Annotated in this window: 9 protein-coding genes; 2 read left to right on the forward strand and 7 right to left on the reverse strand. The window is 50.2% G+C overall.

The features are described 5' to 3' along the window. Positions 1 to 575: 575 nt before the first annotated feature. Both thpR and FHS90_RS20460 read right to left on the reverse strand, forming a co-directional pair. Positions 576 to 1,130 carry an RNA 2',3'-cyclic phosphodiesterase gene (thpR, locus tag FHS90_RS20455; RefSeq protein ID WP_246387260.1) on the reverse strand — a complete coding sequence of 185 codons (555 nt, stop codon included), beginning with the start codon at positions 1,128 to 1,130 and terminating at the stop codon, positions 576 to 578. Between the two features lie 625 nt (positions 1,131 to 1,755). Next, positions 1,756 to 2,457 (reverse strand): MgtC/SapB family protein, encoded by a 702-nt coding sequence (locus FHS90_RS20460; protein ID WP_182514389.1) that lies wholly within the window; start codon positions 2,455 to 2,457, stop codon positions 1,756 to 1,758. Positions 2,458 to 2,577: 120 nt separating this feature from the next. On the opposite strand from FHS90_RS20460, the gene FHS90_RS20465 reads away from it, so the two are divergent. Then, positions 2,578 to 3,042: a COG2426 family protein gene (locus tag FHS90_RS20465; protein ID WP_066829467.1), complete on the forward strand. Its 465-nt coding sequence runs from the start codon at positions 2,578 to 2,580 to the stop codon at positions 3,040 to 3,042. A 651-nt stretch (positions 3,043 to 3,693) separates the two neighbouring features. Further along, positions 3,694 to 4,650 carry a calcium/sodium antiporter gene (locus FHS90_RS20470; RefSeq protein WP_182514390.1) on the forward strand — a complete coding sequence of 319 codons (957 nt, stop codon included), beginning with the start codon at positions 3,694 to 3,696 and terminating at the stop codon, positions 4,648 to 4,650. A 193-nt stretch (positions 4,651 to 4,843) separates the two neighbouring features. Here FHS90_RS20470 and FHS90_RS20475 read toward each other — a convergent pair whose 3' ends face one another. The 5 genes from FHS90_RS20475 to glgX all read right to left on the reverse strand — a co-directional run bounded on the left by FHS90_RS20475 (position 4,844) and on the right by glgX (position 17,583). Then, a complete protein-coding gene (locus FHS90_RS20475; RefSeq protein ID WP_246387261.1) occupies positions 4,844 to 5,329 on the reverse strand; it encodes a DUF2911 domain-containing protein in 486 nt (161 codons plus the stop codon). Positions 5,330 to 5,467: 138 nt separating this feature from the next. Further along, positions 5,468 to 8,617, reverse strand: coding sequence for an HD domain-containing protein (locus FHS90_RS20480; protein WP_182514392.1), 3,150 nt, complete (start codon positions 8,615 to 8,617; stop codon positions 5,468 to 5,470). A gap of 110 nt (positions 8,618 to 8,727) precedes the next feature. Continuing rightward, on the reverse strand, positions 8,728 to 12,960 hold the full coding sequence (treY, locus tag FHS90_RS20485) for a malto-oligosyltrehalose synthase (protein WP_182514393.1): 4,233 nt from the start codon (positions 12,958 to 12,960) through the stop codon (positions 8,728 to 8,730). Between the two features lie 602 nt (positions 12,961 to 13,562). Then, positions 13,563 to 15,455, reverse strand: coding sequence for a malto-oligosyltrehalose trehalohydrolase (gene treZ, locus FHS90_RS20490; protein ID WP_246387263.1), 1,893 nt, complete (start codon positions 15,453 to 15,455; stop codon positions 13,563 to 13,565). Next, positions 15,418 to 17,583 carry a glycogen debranching protein GlgX gene (gene glgX / locus FHS90_RS20495; protein ID WP_182514394.1) on the reverse strand — a complete coding sequence of 722 codons (2,166 nt, stop codon included), beginning with the start codon at positions 17,581 to 17,583 and terminating at the stop codon, positions 15,418 to 15,420. The genes treZ and glgX overlap by 38 nt, the downstream gene beginning before the upstream one ends. Positions 17,584 to 17,610: the final 27 nt, after the last annotated feature.

Consider the following 17,610-nt stretch of genomic DNA (forward strand, 5'->3'; position numbering starts at 1 on the left):
TCATTCGTACTGAATTGCCTAAGGAAAAAAGGAAGGACTCAAGACTCAGGACTCAGGACCCAGAACTCACTCCAATACTCCCCCTTTGAAGGGGGCGAAGGGGGATGTTGACACAGGAGGGAACGCATTGCTGATCAATTCCCTTCTTGTTGCAGGTTGTTGGTCTCTGCACCATTGCGCTCTTCCGGATTTGCAATCCGGAAGCTAGTACACGGGGATGTGCAACCCCCGTGGCGACACGTTTGATCTGCAGGCGCCGCGGATGGCAAATCCGCAGGCAGCAGGTCCGGGTGTTGACACGTTCTGATCCCCGCATGCGCCATATCTACGGTCAAACGCCTCTTGCTCCCACGCATTCCAGATCACTCCCCTCCCTGGAGGGGAAAGGGTAGGTCGCACGCATGGCTTACTCTTTACAGCTCCCGGCGAAACGTTAGCTAGCCTCAGTTCCTTTAACAATCCGCCACTGCCAATCAGCAATGGATGAAAGCGACTGGAGGACCTGCGGGTGTTTGCGGTTGTACCTGTTTCTGGGCTGTTTTCCCAAAAACAGCCCGGAAACAGGAATCACCTTGTTACGTCCCTCCCAACCAGAACGACTCCATGATGGTGTACACCGGGTGCGGCGAGGCGAGCTGTGATTGCCACAGCGCCAGAGTGTTCACCGGGAAAACCATTTTCTGGTCCGGGGTCACCAAAGGCAGATGGGCAGGAACTGGCAAGTCTTTCCGGAACCGGCACAGGGTGATGTGCGGGATGAACTTTTCCTGTTTGGGCGGCGTGGCCGAAAGCAATTGTGTGAGTTCCCTGCTTAACTGAGTAAAACCCGGGTGAGGTTCAAAGCGGGCCCAGATGAGGCGCGGTGCTGTTCGCTTCGGGACTGGCTCTACCTGCTCTAAGGTCAGGACAAACGGTTCATAGCGTTGCGCCACTTGCGTCAAGGTCTGGCGGATGTGTGCCAAGGCACTCCCTGCTACATTTCCCAGGAAGAAAAGCGTGAGGTGCAGGTTCTCTGTGGGCACCGCCCGTATGCCCGGCTCGTCATACGCCTGCCGCGCCTGCACCAGGTATTCTTTTAAATCTTGGGGCAAAGCCGCCGCTACAAAGAGCCGAAGGGTTTCTTGCATCATGGCCAAAAGGTTAATCGTCCCTTTCCATACGAAAGTTACCCGGTTAGGCAGTACTAGCTCTTATCTCTTTGGGGAAGTCAGCTCCTGTTTTCGGGCTAGTTTTGGAAAAACAGGCCAAAAACGCCCACCGGTATCTAAGGTAAACTCCCCAATGCGCGCCAAGCCTCCTGCCTATTGAAATGTAAACTTCAGCGGCCGGCATCCCCTCTCGTAAAAAGGCAGATTAATACATGCATCTTACTTTACAACAGCATTTTAGTATGGGTAGCTAATTAGAGTTTTTAGGTTCAGGTGATGGCGTAAACGTTTGCTTATGCTTTCAGCTATTTGCACTTCTGTTTCCGGGCTGTTTTTGGAAAAGTAGCCCCAAAACGCAAACACACGCCCTTGGTTGCGTCCTGCCCAAGTCAGACAGGGGCCGTCACCATAGAAACCGGGAAAACGTTCAACAGCCTCATTCGCTAACGATCATTTACCTAGCAAAAGCATCCTTCCACTTTCTGCCTACAGCAGCCTACATGGTTTTCCTGCACCCTGCCCTGAAGCCGGAAGAATTGTAGAGGCCCGGCGGCTGGGCATTTTTTGCAGGGGAAGTGGCAAGGGCAGCGACGCACCTGCAGTAGCATCAGGTGGCGTGGCCCAGCGAGATCTGGTTTACGTTCTTGAGTTCGTTCAGGTCTTTGTAGAAGTCTTTCAGGTTGAGGTTGTCTGGCACGAAGACGTAGAGCTGGAGCTTGGCGTTCTGCTTGTTCTGCGACTGCACCAGGCTGATGTTCTTGGTGGTAATCTTGTACTTCTCCAGAATTGAGAACATTTTGCCCGTCTCAATCTTAACCGACTGGAAACTGATCTTAAGGGTTTTAAGGGAGCCGCTGAGAAAAAACCGCTTCCCAACCTTGTCCAGGATAGCCAGCACAAAGAGCAGCAGCAGCGTTACCAGGGCAGCGGCCCCATACATGCCCACCCCTACACTCAGCCCCACCGCCGCCACCGCCCAGATGGTGGCCGCCGTGGTGAGGCCGTGGGTGTTGGTGCCCAACCGGAAGATGGCCCCCGCCCCCAGAAAACCAATGCCGGAGACTACCTGCGCGGCAATTCGGCCGGGGTCAACGTTGGTGTAGTTGGAGAAGGTCTGCGGAATATAGACCGAGATGAGCATGAGCAAACAGGCCCCCACTGAAATGATGATGTGCGTGCGCAGGCCGGCGTGTTGCCGCCGCGACTCCCGCTCCCAGCCCAACAACCCGCCCAGCACGGTGCTGATCAACAGGCGGGACAGAATAGTCTGAAGGTTGATTTCAGTGGTGGTGAGTAACAGAAAATCCATAGGCGCGTCTTGTGGTTGGGGTGAGTACCTTCCCCTTACTGAAACTTGTGCGAAAAGTTGGCCTTGCGGTAACCAACAGATCAAGCAATTTCCGAACTTTGGGTTTCGGTTTTCACGTCCATGTTTGATATCATTCTTTATACCTTTCTGCTGAGTATTTCCCCCATTGGGGAGGCGAGGGCGGGCATTCCGTATGCCGTTCTGAACGACCTGCACGTGGGCTGGGCGTTTCTGGTGGGGCTGACAGGCAACCTGCTGGTGTTCCCGCTGCTCATGTGGCTCATTGACACCTTCAGCGCCAAGCTGTGGCCTAACCGCCGCTACCGCAAAGGCGTAGTGCATTTCTCGCGCCGGGCCAAGAAAGGCGTGGGGGCCGAAGTGGAGAAATACGGCTTCTGGGGGCTGATGGTCTTTGTGATGATCCCCTTGCCCGGCACCGGCGCGTACATGGGCACCATTGCCGCCTACGTGCTTAAGATTGAGCGCAGAAAAGCATTTCTGGCCACCAGCCTGGGCGTGATTGTTTCCTGCATCATCATGGCGGTGGGCTCCTATTACGGCAACCTGGGCTGGAAGAGTCTCTAGTTTGGCTGCGTCTCTGAAGCTGGTGCCTTTGGCCGCCTAAGCGGTTCACTCTGAATGAGGCCAGAGGAAAGTCATTAGCTGTTGAACCCATCCTACCCCTCTCAGGAGGAGAATTTTCTGTATGGAGGGGGAATGGGATGATAAGGGTGGTTCCACACAATTTATCTCAAGGCTCTCTTTTAGATTTGTATTCCAGGGGCAGTTGTAGGGTCAATTCACTCCCCTCCTTACCACATACCAATTGGGGCAGGTATTTAGAGGTGCAGCGTAGCGATGGCCCATACGTGCCGTGGTGCCCGCGTTTTGGGGCTACTTTTCAAAAAACAGCCCGAAAACAGGAGTACCGCAAAGGCACAAGCAGACGCTTTCACCATAGGTTTTGGCGCGCTTCAGGAATTGTGATCCAGCAGCGGGTACTGAGGTAGTTGCCGTTTCCTATGCACTGCGCCGCCTCCCTTTGCAGCCATGTACCAATCCGGGTTTTCGGCCAGCGGCCGAAAGGAATTTTTCACCACAACTCTCCAGGGTCTACCGCTTCACTTCAAAAAGCGCTTGGAGGCTGCTTTTTTTAGGGTAAGTTTGCCTAGATTCAGACACGTACGCAGGAAACACATCTTCTGTCCCTCCTGAAACCACCCTAATGGTGTAGCCATGATTAACATTCTTTTGCTGCTGGCTGGCTTTCTAGCCCTCATCTTTGGTGCCGACAAACTGGTGGACTCCGCGTCTAGCCTGGCGGCGAAACTGGGTATCCCGAACATTGTCATTGGCCTGACCATTGTAGCGTTTGGCACCTCAGCCCCTGAACTGGTGGTGAACCTCTTTGCCGCCCTCAACAACAATACCGAGATGGTGCTGGGCAACGTGCTGGGGAGTAACATCTTTAACGTGCTGGCCATTCTGGGAGTGAGCTCGGTGATTTATCCGCTGACTGTGAAAACCAATACCACGTGGCTGGAGATCCCGTTGAGTTTGCTGGCGGCGGTGGCGGTGCTCATTATTGCCAATGATGTGTACTTGGACGGCAGCGCCGCCAACGTGATCACCCGCGGCGAGGGATTACTACTGCTGCTGTTCTTCGGGATTTTTCTGGTGTACAACCTCAAGCTCGCCCAGAACAACCCCGGTGATGAACAGACCGAGACGCTGAATTACTCTTACCTCAAGGCTATCCTGTTCATGGCGCTGGGTTTGGCCGGGCTCATCATTGGCGGCCGGTTGATTGTGACCAGCGCCACCAGCATGGCTCAGGCCTTCGGGTTGTCTGAACGGATAATTGGCCTGACGGTGGTATCTGTGGGCACCTCCCTGCCAGAGCTGGCCACGTCAATTGTGGCGGTCCGGAAACGGAACGTAGACATTGCCATTGGGAACGTGGTAGGCTCCAACATCTTCAACATCTTCCTGATTTTGGGCATTTCTACCGTGGTCACTCCCCTTCCGGTCAACGCCAACTCGTTTACAGATATAGCCGTGAACATAGCCGCGGGGCTCCTGCTGTTCCTCTTCATCTTTATTGGCCGCGGGCGGCAGCTGGCCCGGTGGGAAGGCTTGGTTCTGCTGATTTTCTACCTGGCGTATCTGGGTGTATTGATCAACCAGGAGTAAGGCTGCTCCCACCCTGGCCAAGGCAATTGGAGGGAAAGTACCGTTGAGGCCATGTACTTCAGAGGTTTCTGCCTGTTGTTAAGACCGTTCCGCCTCTTAGAACTGGACATAGAAAGAGCGTCTGTTTTCGGGCTGTTTTATGAAAAACAAGCCGAAAACAGACGCTCTCTTTTTTACCCGATAAGTGGCGTGGTTACTTGATGGCCACCGGCACTTCCAGGTTTTCCCACTTTAATGAGAAGCCTTTGTTGGTGATGTCATAGGTTAGGCGCTCATTCATCTGGGCGGCTTTCTTAGGCTTCACGTTCACGGTGAGCATGTTGTTGGCGGGGTCAAAGTTGGCTACTCCGCCCGCTTTGATGCCCCCTTGGCCCGTCTCAGAGTTGAAGATGATTTGCCATTCTTTCTCACCCGGCACCATGAACACGCTGTACGTTCCGGCTTTCAAAGCTTTGCCTTCTACTTTAATGTCTTTGTCGGTGGTGAAGAGCGTGGCCTTATTGGCGCCCGCTCTCCAGGCCTTGCCATACGGCACCAGCTCGCCCCAGATGGTACGGCCTTTTACCCCCGGACTGCTGTACGCAATGGTGATGTTGGCGGCCCCTACTTTCCCGGTAGCCGTTTGCGCCGGACTGGCCTTCGGCTTGGGTGCGTCCTGGGCGAATACCGTTGCTGTCATGGTGAACAAAAACAGGACGGTGAGGAGGAAGATGTTTTTCTTTGGAGTGTTCATAAATTATTATAATTATTAACTATAACAGGTAATTGTAATTATTCAATTAAGTCAAAAAGAAAAAAAATCCAAAAAAAAATTTTATTAAAAATAAAAGAAAGGAAAATTGTCCCTAGACCATGCCATTGGATCAAATATATTCCATTTAGTTTTTGTTAAAATTTTAAAAAGCTCTTCTTTGTTCACTTTATCAAAAAAGTCAGAAGGTGTTAGCGGTTGATCCACAATCCCTGTTTCTTGTTTGAAGACTTCTTCTAAAAATTTCTCTAGGTTTGGTCTATTAGACTCCTTCAACTCTATAAGAAGTGCTATAGTATTCATAAAACGTTTTAAAGCAACCTCTTCATCATCAGAGTTTCCAAAATTAAAGTCTTTTAAAGTTTTTATTATATAATCGTGTAATTCATTTCCTTTAAAAAGAAATATATATTTCATTGATTTTACTGCAATTTCATCCGTAATATTCACTAGATCACAGTCGTCTAGTTGAATAAATATTTTAGAAGTAGAGCGACCAAAAATTCCAAACTGTCTACTATGCATTGGTTCAACAACAAATTCTAACCATTTCTTTTCAGAGTTTTCTTCAACATTGCTCCATCTTAAGTCTACACGTCTTTGGTTATGATCAATTCTAATTACATCAACCATTTTATTCATCAAAGCATAATCATGCATCTTATTATAAGAACTATAACCACACAAAATTTTATCTTTTACATCTATAAGCAAACCTTCATTTCCATAAAGGGACATTACTAAGTTTGAAACTGATTTTGCAGTGGGTATTTCCTTTATCAAACTTTCAGCAGACTTAAACACATGGGAATCAACAGTCCATATGGAATTTAAGTTACGTACATAATTAGGAGAAACAGATTCTCTATTTAATTCAGATTCAACTAATAAAACAGATGTATCTCCCAATGCTTTCATAAGCAATGGTTTTCTTTGAATTTCTCTTTCATCGTTATTAATTAGAGGGCCAAGAATAAAACTAGCTTCATGAGCTGCCCAAGTCAAAGAAAAACCTTGTTCTTTGTATAAATTTTCTATCTCATTTTTAACATGAGTAGCATATAAATAGTAAATTTTTTCAAGTAAGGAATCCTTACCTTCAGACATTTCAAAGTTTGATCTTGCTACATTTGTACTTGGAGCAGATTTTCCTGTGGCATTTGCCACAGAAATTATATTTCTATTATTAAATCCAGGGCTTGAGAATTCAACTCTAACCCCTTCAATACAAACCCCTATTGGATAAAGTGAAGAATTCTTGTTTTTTTCATTCACACCACCTGTCAAAAAAGTCCATTCTCTAAAAAAATCATTATATCTCAAGGCATATGCTAAAGTAATACCTTCATAATCTACTTCTACAACTTTAATTTTTTTACTATCTAACTCATACCCTGCATCTTTTAAATAAGTTTCAAGAGCAACTTTCGGTTGTGAATAGCCTATTGTCTTTTTTATTTCATTTTTCTCCAACGTAATTGTACAAGGCGGAAAAAGGATCCATTTCTTTATATTCTCTTCAATATCTTTCATATCTACATCATGCCTGACTTTTAAAGCAATTGATGTTCCATGATTCCTAAGTTCTTCCTTTAGTTCTTCTTTGCTAAGATGTTGTAACAAATATTTTCCATCAACGTTTCTAACACTCAATTTCTTAGCGTATTCTTCATCACTACTTGAAGTAATTATTTCTATATCATCTGCAATCAAAAAGCATGTTAAAATTCCTATACCAAATCTACTTATAGGAGAGAACTCAGGAAAAGTTTTTTGGAATTCTTCTGACTGGTATCTTGACGATCCAACTTTTAATAAATGCTCAACTATAATTTTTTGAGTCATTCCGGTTCCTGTATCTTCTATTGTAAGAGTTCTTTCACTATCATCCCATTTTACAAAAATATTACCTATATCTAAACCTGTATTATTCTTTAAATCAATTAAATATTGAAGTCTAACTGCATCAATTGAATTTTGAATCAATTCTCTTAAAACAACAGTAGAATCATTGTATAAGGTATGACCTACTAAAAGTTGTAAAATCCTGGATTGATCAAGTTTAAATTCAAAAAGCTTTTTCTCAAAACCTTCTGTCTCAATATTTGATTCATCAATATCTATCCATGGATATGAGTATTTTGAATTCTGTGTCTTTTGGGCTTGAATTACCCATTCACAGTTTCTTTGTAATTGTTTTTTAGCATATGAGAGATAAGAAATTAATCCAAAAAAACCATTAGCGCGATTTGCTTCTTTAAAATATGCTGTAACTTCAATTGTATCTTTAGGTAATAAAGGATCTGGCACTTTATTTTCATCCCTTTTAACCTGAGGCCTTACTGCTTTGACAGCCATTTGCTTATACCATTCCTCTTGACTAAGTGGATCAGAAGGATTAATTAATCTAAATTCAATACTAGGTGTTCTATCAGATGTGATATGTAATAGGTCTGCAGTTCTTAAAATAATTGCACAATAATGTATGTTTACAGACTCTTTATCATCATTACCATATCTATATTCATTTTTATATTTTGTAAAATCATTTAAATCATCCAAATGATGGCTCTCACAAATTAAAGCTAAATCCTTTCTAAACTTATCATCTAAAGGAGAAAGGAGATTATCTATTTCTCCGATTATTTTATCACAGGCGCCTAGTGTATCTGTTTTTCTTCCTAAAATCCAATATTTAATTCTTTCAGCATGTTTGCTCCTTACAAACTCTTGATAAAGAAACTTTGGTTTTATTTCAGAATCCAAGGCTTCTACTTTTTTCATGTAGTCTAACCCGTATAAACCGGAATAAACATTTTTCTCATATTGCAGAAATTCACTTGAAGTACTCCTCTTTTCAAATTCTTCATTTGTAACTAACATTCCTAAATCATGGAAGTAGATTGAGAGAACTAACATTAACCAATCAGCAGGAGTCATAATAGCCTTAGTTTCTTCTGGAATTATCCAGTCTAAACTTTTTAGCATCTTATCTATATGACTTATATCATGTTTTGTATACTCTGAAAAAATACCATTCCTTCCTATCATATTAAGAATCCTAGCTACTTGACTCTTAATATGATTCAACTTTATACCACTAAAGGCTTCTAGATATTCAGATGGCTCTGCATATAATTCAGCAGCTGAAGTTAAAGAGATATCAATTGAATGATTATCTAAAGTTGGAAATACAGTTGATTTTGTGGTTTTCATATTTTAATATGTTTTGTATATTTTTTTAATTATAAACATAATTTTAGTCATATACAAAAAGGCCATGAAAGCTTCGCTCCCACGGCCTTTACTCCTCTCTCCTCTTCCTCCTAATCTCTATTATACAACCAAGTCCACTCCTTCAACTGGTTCTCGGTTTCTTTGGTAATCTGCCCCGGCACTAACCGCCAGCCCCAGTTGCCTTGGCCTTGGCCGGGGGTGTTCATGCGGCCTTGTTCGTCAATGCCCAACACGTCTTGCATGGGCAGAATTGCGGTTTTGGCCACAGAGGCGTAGGCCAGGCGCGCCATCACCCACCAGATGTCGTGCTCGCTCAGTTCACGGCCCACGTAGTGCTCAATCTGCTGGTGGTGCGGTTTGCCTTCCTGGCGGTACCAGCCCAGCGTGGTGTTGTTGTCATGGGTGCCCGTGTAGGCAATGAAGTTGCGGGCATAGTTGTGCGGCATGTAGTCGTTCTGCGGCATTTCGTCGCCCCACGCGAACTGCAGAATTTTCATGCCCGGCAGGTTGAAATCATCGCGCAACTTGAGCACCAGGTCGTTGATTTCGCCCAGGTCTTCGGCTATGAACGGAAGGCTTCCCAGCTCCTTCTCCACGAAGGTGAAGAAATCGGCCCCGGGGCCTAGTTTCCATTCGCCGTTCTTGGCGGTTTCCTCGCCCGCGGGCACTTCCCAGTAATCGGCGAAGGCCCTAAAGTGGTCCAGACGCACCAGGTCATAGAGCTCCATGTTCTTGCGCAGGCGGCCCATCCACCAGTCATAGCCCTGCTCTTTGAGCACGTCCCACTTGAACACGGGCATGCCCCAGAGCTGTCCATCCTCCGAGAAAGAATCGGGTGGTACGCCCGCCACGCCGGTCATGTTGCCTTCCTCGTCCACGGCAAAAATATCGCGGTTCCCCCACACGTCTACGCTGTCATAGCTTATGTAGAACGGCATATCCCCGAACATCTGGATGCCACGGTTGTTGCAGTAAGTGCGCAGGCGCTTCCACTGTTTGTTGAAGATGAACTGCACCCACTTGGTTTTCTCAATGGCCTCGGCATGGTCCTGCACCAGCTGTTCCAGCGCCTCGGGGTCACGTTGCTTGTATTTTTCTTCCCATTGGAACCACGCGCTGCCGCCGTTCTGGTCTTTGAGCAGCACGTACAGCGCGAAGTCATGAAGCCAGCCCGCCTCAGTGCCGCAGTAGTCCACAAACTGCTGTTGCAGCGCCGGGAAATCACCGTTCTTGAACGTTTGCCAGGCCTTCTCCAGCAGCTCGTCTTTCACGCGCTTGGCCTGCTCATAGTCCACGCTGCCCGTCTGCGGAAGGTGGTATTGACTCAGTTCCTCTGCGTTCAGCAGTCCTTCCTTGGCCAGCAGTTCCGGCGAAATGAGCAACGGATTCCCCGCGCGGCTGGAGATGGAGCTGTACGGCGAATAGCCCTGCCCCGCCTCAATGGGGTTGAGCGGCAGCAGCTGCCAATATTTCTGGTTGCTGGCCTGCAGGAAGTTGGCGAAGTTCCGCGCCTCCGGCCCCATATCCCCAATCCCGAACGGTGAGGTTAATGAACTGATGTGCAGCAGAATACCCGCCCCGCGCTCATTCTTGGCTCTAAGCTTGAGCAAGGCCAGCGGGAATATCCCAAACAGGTCGCCCACGCTCAACTCATGCGCGTAGCTGCCGTTGCTGCGCACCAGCGTGTCTTGCCAATCTTTAGGCGCCTCTTTAGGCAGAATGACTTTGGTGTCTTTCCAGTCTATTTGCTCCAGTGTTTCCACGCCCAGCTCTTTCGCTAAAGCGGCTAAATGCAAGGGCACCGCAACAATATACCAGGTGTGCAGGTGTTTACGCGCGAAGGCCAGCACGTGGTCTTTGCTTTCGCCTTCTACTTCCAGCGGCAGATACTCGCCTTTGGCGAAGAGGTCAGCGTTGTTCTTGCGCTCAGTGAACAGGGTGCGGGTGAGCCAGAGTTTAATGCGGGCGTCATAGCGGTTCACCCAGAGGTGTTCCCACAGGTTTTCCAGCTTGCTCAAATCGATGCTGTCCAGTTCCTCCAGCCAGGCCTGCCGCTTCTCATAGTCCACCGCTCTGCGGTTGTCTGGGTCCACCAGGCTGAAGTCCCAGAGTTCGGTGCCCTGGTACACATCGGGCACGCCCGGCGCGGTAAACTTCAATAGCACTTGGCTCAACGAGTTCACAATCCCAAAGTCAGTTGTTTTTGACCTGAATTTCTCAAAACTGCTCCAAAACGGACGGCTCTTGTCCAGCAACTTCACCGCGAAGGCTTTGGCCGCGGACTCGTATTCTTCGTTGGGTGTGGTCCAGTTGGAGTTGACTTTCGCTTCGCGGAGCGCCTTCTGAATGTATTCCTGCACGCGGTTCTCAAAGTCGTCCTCGTCCTGCCCCGGCATGGGGTAAGCGCCCAGCAAGGTCTGGTAGATGAGGTACTCGTCGTTGGCGTCAGGCATATTGTTCTGCTTCAGGTCGGCGTTCAGTTCGCGCCATTCCTGCACGGCGGTGGTCCAGTAGTCGGCTATTTCGGTGAGTACGTTCAGGCGCGCCCGCACGTCTTCGCCGCGTTTGGTGTCATGGGTAGAAGTTCCGTTAATTGACAGCGGCCAATTCTGCTGGCGGTCCTGCATAATCTGGTGGAACTCCTCTGGGCTTACGCCAAACGCCTCCGGCGCATCGCCTACCTCGTTATGCCCGATGAAGCGGTTGTAGGTGTACATGATGGTATCTTCCACCCCTTTGGCCATGAGCGGGCCGCTAAACTGCATGAGCCGCTGGTAAAACCGCTGGGACCGCTGCAGGTACGTGTCATCTTCCCCTTCGGGTGCAGCTCCCAGAATGGCTCTTTCCAAAAGCTCCACCGCACCCGTTAACTCGGGTTTACTCTCTCTTATGCTGTTGAAGATGTTTTGCACCGCCTCGGCTTCCTCGCCGTCCAACGGCATCTGGTTACCATAATACCTGTACACCGGACACTGCACCAGAAACTCACCAATGGCAGCTTTCAGTTGCTCGCCCGTCACGCTGCTCAACACTTCCTCGTCCACCAGGCGCTGCTCCAGGAACAGCTGGTACAAGTTCTCCAGCTCCCCGCCCATGTGGTTATTGAGGATATAGGCTTTCTTCTCATGAATCTGGTCGTGCACGGCCGCGCCCTCGCCTACCAGCTGGTGGTAGAGTTTATCAAAGGCCTCCTGCCCCGGTTTATAGGTAAACAGGTTATTCACGTACGACAAGAAATCATAGCCGGTGTTGCCTTGGATGGGCCACTGCTTGGGCATGGGTTCGCCCGGCTCCAGAATCTTCTCCACGCCAATGTAGGTGCCCTCGCCTACCAGTTCCCGCAGCTGTTGCAAATATCCGGTTGGGTCATAGAGGCCGTCTACGTGGTCAATTCGCAGGCCCTGGAAAACTCCTTCATCTAAGAGCTGCTTGATGTATTGGTGGTAAATATGGAACACCTCTGGGTCCTGTATGTTCAGGCAGATGAGCCCGTTCACAGTGAAGAACCGCCTGAAGTTGATTTGGTAATCGGTTTCCTGCCAGTGGCACAGCTGGTAAATCTGCTGCTCGGCTAGTTGTTGCAGCTTCTCCGGATTTTCATTGAACGCCCGCAAGCTCGCCTCAACAGAGGAGGCCACCGTGTCATTCTTCATCAAAGACACCAGCTGCTGCCGGAATTCTTCCCACTTCAGGAAGAAGCCCTTCGGGTCATCGTCTTTGTGGGCTTCGTCCAGTTTTTCCAGCAACTGTTCAATTGCTTGGTTGGGTTCTCCTTCGCCCCGCAGAAGGACTTCATAAGACTTAGGGTTCAACGGATAGGCGCTGTCATAGTATTTCAATACCAGCCGTTGCTGGACCGCATCAAAGGCCACTTGCAGTTCCTTGTTCTGAATAACCTCCTCCAGCTTGGAGCCTAAAAACGGCACCATTACCCGCCCCTGGTAAAGCGAACTGGTCCAGTTAATGTCAAAGAACTGATGATATAGACTTAGCGGTCCCTTCTCCAGAACATCCATCAAAAACGGGTTGTTGGGGTGGAACGCCATGTGGTTGGGCACAATGTCCTGCAGCCAGCTGATGCCCTGCTCTTTCAAAGAACCAGCCAGCGTTTTCAGCTGTTCCTCGGTGCCAATCTCCGGGTTGATGCGGTGCGGATTGGTGCCGTCATAGCCGTGCGTGCTGCCCGGGGTGGCCGCAAAAATGGGCGAGGCATAAATGGTACTCACCCCCAGTTTCTGTAAATATGGTATGATGCGCTCAAAGGCTTCAAAGGTAAATTCCTTGTGAAACTGCAAGCGGTACGTGGCAACAGGATTGTGCATAGTTCTATTTTGTATTGTCTTTTGATGGAGTGGATCTCAGGATGGAGTCACCCGCTGTACCCCTCACGTAAAGAGGGGCTTATGTGTTTCTGTTTTCGGCCTGTTTTTCAGAAAAGAGGTGGAAAACAGGATTTTAGGTTTATGTGGTGTTGGTACTGAGATGGAAACTCTTCTTTAATTCCTTACACGAGCTACTCTTTTCTTACTCGTGCAGAAACTCCCCTCTTGGGAGGGGAAGGGGTGGGTTCAATCAGGTTGCTACCGCTTCGGCCTGTGCAATTACCCGTAAGCTGAGAGTTTCCTTCTGGCAACCTGCTGTTGGCACAGACACTCGCAGGTCTGGAAGACGCTGCGAGGTCTTTTGAGTAAGAGGCGATGCGGCGGCAGGCGCATTGAACCCACCCCTACCCCTCCGAGGAGGGGAATTATCTGCAATGCGTGCTCTCCTGTGTAAACATCCCCCTGCCCCCTTCAAAGGGGGAGTATCAGCACGATTATTTCAATGTATGTTTTATTTTAACAGTGTGTTTTTAAGCTGTCAGTGTGTTTTTAAGCTGTTTTTCTAAAAACAGGCCGAAAACGCGTCAGTGGGACTCCCCCTCTCAGTTGGAGAGGGGGCTGGGGGGTGAGGTGCTGTACACCGCCAAACTCTCTGGCTGTAGGGTTACTTCTACCCCACCGGCCACAGTGGCTTCGGCGGCTTTGGGGCCTTTCCATTCGGGCGCAGCCGAATCTAGCACCAACTGTAGCTGCTTGGCACCTAACTGCACCGTCACTTGCTGCGGCTCCTGGGAGAAGTTCATGAGGACTACCACCTGCTGGTCTTCATGGGTGCGGCGCAGAACCAATGTCTTTGTAGCCTCATCTGCTTCGGCCTCTACAGCTTTGCGGTCAAGGTTCTTCAGGGCTGGCAGTTCCCGGCGAAGGCGCAGCAGGGTCTGGTAGTACTTAAACAGCGTTTGGTGCGGCTCTTTGCCTATCAAGTCCCATTGCAATTTGGAGTTGTTGAACGTCTCCTCAGCCATGGGGTCTGGAGCCTCGCCTTCGGCGTGGAAGTCGGCGAACTCGGCTTTGCGGCCTTTGCGCACGGCCTCTGCTAAATCCGGGTCGGTGTGGCTCACGAAGTACTGGAACGGATGCGGCTCGGCGTACTCCTCGCCCATCCAGAGCATGGGCAGGTACGGACTTAGAATGACGGCCCCGGCGGCTAGTTTCTGCATTTCAAAGCTTACCAGTTCGCCCAGGCGCTCGCCCAGCATGCGGTTGCCCACGTGGTCATGGTTCTGGGTAAACACCACAAACTGCTTTCCGGGGTTGTTTTCGGCTTTAATACCGAAGGTCTTTTTGCGGTGCTCTGAGAATTGCCCATCGAACACGTAGGCGTCCCGGTAGGCTTTGGCCAGGTGACTGATGCCACTGAAGTCTGAGTAGTAGCCGGTTTGCTCGCCGGTCATGGTCACGCGCAGGGCGTGGTGGAACTCGTCTATCCATTGGCCGTCCATGCCATAGCCCTGTTCTTCCAAGGGGTTGATGAAGCGGGTGTCGTTCAGGTCCAGCTCTACGATCATGTAGTGCGGGCGGCCGGTCTCCTGTAGGAGCTGGTTCACGTGCTGCTTCATCTCCCGCAGAATGTGGTTGGGGCTGAAGTCTTTGATGGCGTGCACGGCGTCCATGCGCACCGCGTCAATGTGGAAGTCACGGAACCACATCAGGAGGTTCTCAGTGAAATAGCGGCGCACGCCGTCGCACCAGGCGTCATCAAAGTTGAGCGCCGGGCCCCAGGGGGTGTTGTATTTGTCAGTGAAGTAGTGGCCGTACACACCCAGGTAATTGCCTTCGGGGCCCAGGTGGTTGTACACCACGTCCAGCACCACCGCCAGCCCTTTGGCGTGGCAGGCGTCTACCAGCTTCTGCAGACCTTTGGGCCCGCCATAGCTGTTCTGCGTAGCGAAGGGAAATACCCCGTCATACCCCCAGTTGCGGTCACCGGGGAACTGCGCCACGGGCATAATCTCAATGGCATTGACGCCCAGCTCCTTCAGGTAATCCAGTTTCTCCTCCAAGCCGGCAAACGTACCGTCTTCTGTGAACGTACCCACGTGCAGTTCATACAGCACATAGTCTTCCAGCGGCAGGTTTTGCCAATTGTCATCCGTCCACTTGAACCTGGCCACGTCTACGGCCTGTGAGGGACCGTGCACACTCTCGGGCTGGGACAACGAAGCCGGGTCTGGGTATTCCTGTTCTTCGTTTATTCTATACTTATAGGTGTCGCCGGGTTTAATTTCACCCGTCACCAAATGCCAGTACCCCAAGTCCTGTTTCTTGAGTGGGATAATGGTGTTGCCCTCATTTAGGGTCAGTTCCACCAGCTCGGCTTTGGGTGCCCAGACCAAGACTTCGGCCTGGCCGCCGGAAGGAAAGCTTACCCCCAGCGTGCGTCTGCCTGTGTTGATGCTATTCATGGGCTGGTGCCTCCTCTGTTTCAGTTTCATGCACATGGTTTTTCAAGACCAGCACTGACCGGCCCTCTACTAAAAACGTATCTCCGGCGTTGTAGACAGTAGGGTTTTCCGGCTCCACTAAATCCCGGAAGGTGTCAATGGTTACCTCCCACTGGCTCCCGTACTTCTCATTGGGCAGGGTAAACTCCAGTGAATCATGGTACGCATTGAAGATGACGTAGAAAGAGTCATCTATTAAAATTTCGCCTTTTGGGCCGCGGGTGTGCACGCCCCGCCCGTTCAGGTAAATGGCCAGCGACTTGGCGTGGTCCTGATCCCAGTGCTCCATAGACATGGTGTCACCGGTGGGTAAAAACCAGGCAATGTCCTCTACCCCCAGCCCTTCAATCTCATGGCCCTTGAACCAGCGCCTGCGGCGGAAAACCGGGTGGTTCTTCCGGAAATGGATCATTTTTCTGGTGAACTCCATCAAAGAAGAGTCTGCCTGCTGCCAGTTAATCCAGGAGATCTCATTGTCCTGGCAGTAGGCGTTGTTGTTGCCCCCCTGGGTACGGCTCATCTCATCACCGGCCACCAGCATGGGCACGCCCTGTGATAAAAACAGAGTGGCTAAAAAATTGCGTTTCTGGCGGTTCCGGAGGTCAATGATCCATTGGTCATCTGTAGGGCCTTCCACGCCGCAGTTCCAGGAGCGGTTGTGGTCATCACCGTCTTTGCTGTCTTCGCCGTTCGCCTCGTTGTGCTTCTCGTTGTAAGACACCAGGTCATGCAGGGTGAACCCGTCATGGGCGGTAATGAAGTTGATGCTGGCGGTTGGCCTCCTGAAGTCATCATAATACAGATCAGATGATCCGGTGAAGCGGTTTGCAAACTCGGCCAGCATGCTTTCCTCGCCGCGCCAGAAGTCGCGCATGCAGTCGCGGTACATGCCGTTCCACTCGGTCCAGCCGGGTGGGAAGTTGCCTACCTGGTAGCCGCCCTCACCCACGTCCCACGGCTCGGCAATGAGCTTCACCTGAGAGATCACCGGGTCCTGGTGAATAATGTCAAAGAAGGAGCTCAGCTTGTCTACCCCGTGCAGCTCACGGGCCAGCGCTGAGGCCAGGTCAAACCGGAAACCGTCTACGTGCATCTCCAGAATCCAGTAGCGCAGGCTGTCCATGATGAGGCGCAGCACGCTGGGGAGGTTGGCGTTGAGCGTGTTGCCGGTGCCGGTGTAGTCCATGTAGTACCGTTTGTCCTCTTCTACCAGGCGGTAGTAAGAGGCGTTGTCTACGCCTTTAAAGGAGAGGGTTGGCCCTTTCTCGTTGCCTTCTCCGGTATGGTTGTAGACCACGTCCAGAATCACCTCAATGCCGGCTTTGTGCAGGGCCTTCACCATGTTCTTGAACTCGGTGACCTGCTGGCCCAGCACACCGCTGCTGGAGTACCGCACATCTGGGGCAAAAAAACCTATGGAGTTATAGCCCCAATAATTGGTGAGCCCTTTGTCCTGCAGGTACCAGTCAGTGATAAAATGGTGCACCGGGAGCAACTCCAGCGACGTGACGCCCAGTTCCTTCAGGTAGTTGATGGTAGCCGGATGGGCAATACCCGCATAGGTCCCCCTGATTTCCTCCGGAATCTCCGGGTGCATCTGGGTGAACCCCTTTACATGCGCCTCATAAATCACCGACTGGTAGTAGCCATACTTGGGGGGGGTGTCTCCCTCCCAGTCAAAGCTGGGGTCAATAACAACCGACTTTGGCACATAAGGCGCGCTGTCCATCTCTGAGAAGCTGAGGTCTTCGTCTTCATGGCCAAACTGATAGCCAAACAAGGACTCATGCCAGTTCACAGTGCCCGCCACCGCCTTGGCGTAAGGGTCAATCAGGAGTTTGTTCGCGTTAAAGCGGTGTCCGTTTTCCGGCTCATACGGCCCGTGCACCCGGTAGCCGTACAGCTGCCCCGGCTCAAGTTCAGGGATATACAGGTGGTACACCTGGTAGGTGCGTTCCAGCATTTCAATTCTGGCCGTTTCAGTGCCATCTTCAATATTGGAGAAGAGGCATAACTCCACACCAGTGGCATTAGGGGCGTACAGTGCAAAGTTCACTCCCTGGCCATCCCAGGTGGCACCTAAAGGGAAAGGATTGCCTGGATAGGTAATAAGACTCATATAGTTACTTGGTTCAGGTAGACGTTT

The organism is Rufibacter ruber, assembly GCF_014138425.1.
Classification (GTDB): Bacteria; Bacteroidota; Bacteroidia; order Cytophagales; family Hymenobacteraceae; genus Nibribacter; species Nibribacter ruber_C.

Excerpts from the sequence above, each read along its gene's own strand:
- thpR (WP_246387260.1), bottom strand. The coding sequence starts at position 1,130 with ATGATGCAAGAAACCCTTCGGCTCTTTGTAGCGGCGGCTTTGCCCCAA.
- FHS90_RS20460 (WP_182514389.1), bottom strand. The coding sequence starts at position 2,457 with ATGGATTTTCTGTTACTCACCACCACTGAAATCAACCTTCAGACTATT.
- FHS90_RS20465 (WP_066829467.1), top strand. The coding sequence starts at position 2,578 with ATGTTTGATATCATTCTTTATACCTTTCTGCTGAGTATTTCCCCCATT.
- FHS90_RS20470 (WP_182514390.1), top strand. The coding sequence starts at position 3,694 with ATGATTAACATTCTTTTGCTGCTGGCTGGCTTTCTAGCCCTCATCTTT.
- FHS90_RS20475 (WP_246387261.1), bottom strand. The coding sequence starts at position 5,329 with ATGACAGCAACGGTATTCGCCCAGGACGCACCCAAGCCGAAGGCCAGT.
- FHS90_RS20480 (WP_182514392.1), bottom strand. The coding sequence starts at position 8,617 with ATGAAAACCACAAAATCAACTGTATTTCCAACTTTAGATAATCATTCA.
- treY (WP_182514393.1), bottom strand. The coding sequence starts at position 12,960 with ATGCACAATCCTGTTGCCACGTACCGCTTGCAGTTTCACAAGGAATTT.
- treZ (WP_246387263.1), bottom strand. The coding sequence starts at position 15,455 with ATGAAACTGAAACAGAGGAGGCACCAGCCCATGAATAGCATCAACACA.
- glgX (WP_182514394.1), bottom strand. The coding sequence starts at position 17,583 with ATGAGTCTTATTACCTATCCAGGCAATCCTTTCCCTTTAGGTGCCACC.